At 73.0% G+C, this 2,523-nt stretch carries 3 protein-coding genes; 2 read left to right on the forward strand and 1 reads right to left on the reverse strand.

Translation table 11 applies throughout. The annotated features are described in order from the left end of the window. Positions 1-539 (forward strand): hypothetical protein (locus D180_RS14260; RefSeq protein ID WP_043091014.1); only part of this gene is annotated, 539 nt, incomplete at its 5' end. Positions 540-1,092: 553 nt separating this feature from the next. Beyond that, the gene (locus D180_RS14265; RefSeq protein WP_043091015.1) at positions 1,093-1,932 is read left to right on the forward strand and encodes an alpha/beta fold hydrolase; all 840 of its coding nucleotides are present in this window, start codon (positions 1,093-1,095) and stop codon (positions 1,930-1,932) included. 80 nt (positions 1,933-2,012) lie between these two features. Here the strand turns inward: D180_RS14265 and D180_RS14270 are convergent. Beyond that, positions 2,013-2,523 (reverse strand): ATP-binding protein (locus tag D180_RS14270; RefSeq protein WP_017913334.1); only part of this gene is annotated, 511 nt, incomplete at its 5' end.

Below are 2,523 nucleotides of genomic sequence, written 5' to 3' on the forward strand. Positions count from 1 at the left end.
CGGGCGCCAATGCCGGTGGCAACGGCGCAGGCAACGTCGCCGATGCCCAGGGCGGTGCTGGCGGCGCAAGCCAGGGTGCCGGCCAGCGCGGCGGTGCCCCGGGCGATGTGGCGATGGAGCAGGTGCTGCGCAACGGTGCCGGCGTGAGCCTCGCTACCGGTGGCGAGACCCTGGCGCAGCCTGAAGTGGCGGTGCTGACGGTGTTCGACGGCGAAGGCCGCGCGCTTGGCCGCCTGCGGGTGGAAGACCTGGGCAGCAGCCTGGCGCTGCACCCGCTGGACGGCAGCGCGCCGACCGCGCCGAACCTGCAGCAGAACGTTCGCGCCAGCGCCCAGACCAGTGTGGCCGTCGATGCGGACGAGAACGCTACGCTGCGCCTGTCCCTGCTGGAAGACGGCACGCTCCACGTGGTGGCGCCGCGTTCGGCCGCACGCATGGACCGCGAAACGCTCAGCGCCTACGCGCTCGGCGCGCTGAAACAGCAGGCGGGCGTGTCGGTGCAGCAGGTGCGCGCGCTGGTGCTGAGCTTCGTCGACTGACGGAGTGGCGAGGGACACAGGGGCGGCTGCCGCCTCTGCGTCCCGGCGGCCTGGCTGATCGGGGGAAAGGCCAGGCCGGGTTCGACCGTCTCGGCGCGGGTGATGCGCCTGAGGCGGAGGCAGCGGCGTCCCCGGTGCGATGGTGGCAAGCGCGGAGCACCCTTGCGGTGAGATCAAGGTCATCGCCTCGCCATCGTCGCGCCGCGGACGCGCCACATTCTGGAGGTGTGATTGCCTGATGCATGCAGGGTGCGACACAGCGCGACCCTGCGTCGCACAGGCCCTCATGCGGGAGTGTGCTCTGGCAACCTTGTGGGTGGGAGGCTGCCGCCGCCGTTCCGGCGCGTGTGCCGCGCGGCCAGCGCGATGCTGTGCCACCGATCGCCACCGCATCGCTGCAGTGTCGCCGCGCCGGGGCGATACGGCTATCGTATCGGGATGCCGAGCGCTTCCCCACTTCCCTTTCGACGCAAACGGCGTGTTGCTTGCGCGGCGATGGCGTTGTTGGCCGCTGGCTGTCGGCGTCGCTGGCGGTAGTTGCGGTGTCGCACGCATGATCGCGACGAGCAGTTCACGCACGCCCTTGCCCAAGCCGGCCGTCCGCCGGCTCGGCGCGGACGACGCGCTGGCCTATCTGCGGGTGGGCGAGGGTGCGCCGGTGCTGCTGGTGCACGGGGCCCTGTGCGACTACCGCTACTGGGCGCCACAGCTGCGCGGCCTGGCCGACCGCTTCCAGCTCAGCGCGCTGAGCCTGGGCCAGTACTACCCGCGACTGCCGTCGGCGTCGCGGCATGCGTTCGGTTGGCGCTGGCATGCGCAGCAGCTCGCCGCCTTCATCGCCGAGGAAGCGCGGCCGGTGCATCTGGTCGGTCATTCCCGTGGTGCCGCCGTGGCCTGGCAGGCGGCGCTGTTGCGGCCGGACGCCATCGCCAGCCTGACCCTGTTCGATCCGGGTGGCCCGCAGCCGCAGGGCCTGCCGGCGGATGTGCAGACGGTCCGCCGGCAGGCGATCGCGTTGCTGCAAGGTGGCCAGGTGGAGGCCGGCCTGGAATGCTTCGTCGATTCGGTCAGCCAGCCCGGCGCCTGGGCGCGCAGCAGCGCAAGCTTTCGGCAGATGGTGCGCGACAACGCGCAGACCCTGGCGCCGCAGATCGCCGACGTGCTGCCGGCGTACCGGCCCGAGCAGGCCGCCACGCTGGCGATGCCGGTGTTGCTGGTCGCCGGCGAACGCAGCCCGGCCCAGTACCGCGACAACGCCGCCGCGCTGGCGGCCTGGTCTCCGCAGGCGCGCCACGAGGTGCTGGCCGGGGCGTCGCACGGCATGACCTTTACCCATGCGAGGCGGTGCAATGCCTTGATCGCCGAGTGGGTGGACGCTGCGGCGAGTAGCTGAGCGCGTACGGCAGAGTGCTGCGCTCAGCGGGCACGACTGGGTGCAGACTGGATGCGGCGCACGCCGGCTGCGGCTTGGCGTCAACCTGCCAGGCGGCGTGCCCCGGGTGGCGTCGGACCCACGGCGCTCGCCATTGGCTCGCCACGATCCAGTTGCCGGTACGCGATGGCCTCGGTCAGGTGCGCGGTGGCGATGGCGTCGCTGGCGTCCAGGTCGGCGATGGTGCGGGCCACGCGCAGGATCCGATGCAGCGAGCGCGCCGACAGCCGCAGGCGCTCGATGGCCTGTTCCAGCAGCGCCTCGTCGCGCGGTTGCAGGCGGCAGTCGCGCAGGGTTTCGCTGTGGCCGAGCTGGCCGTTGGGCCGGCCGGCGCGGGCCTGCTGGCGTTGCCGTGCCAGCTCCACGCGCTCGCGCACGACGGCGCTTGCTTCGCCGGGCGGCGCATCGGCGCGCAGCGCCTGCGGCGGCAGCCGCGGCACTTCCACGTGCAGGTCGATGCGGTCCAGCAGTGGGCCGGAGATGCGCGCGCGGTAGCGCCGTACCGCGTCCTCGCTGCAGCGGCAGCGGCCGCTGGGGGCGCCGGCCCAGCCG

The organism is Xanthomonas sp. SHU 166 (assembly GCF_000364685.1).
GTDB classification, from domain to species: Bacteria; Pseudomonadota; Gammaproteobacteria; order Xanthomonadales; family Xanthomonadaceae; genus Xanthomonas_A; species Xanthomonas_A sontii.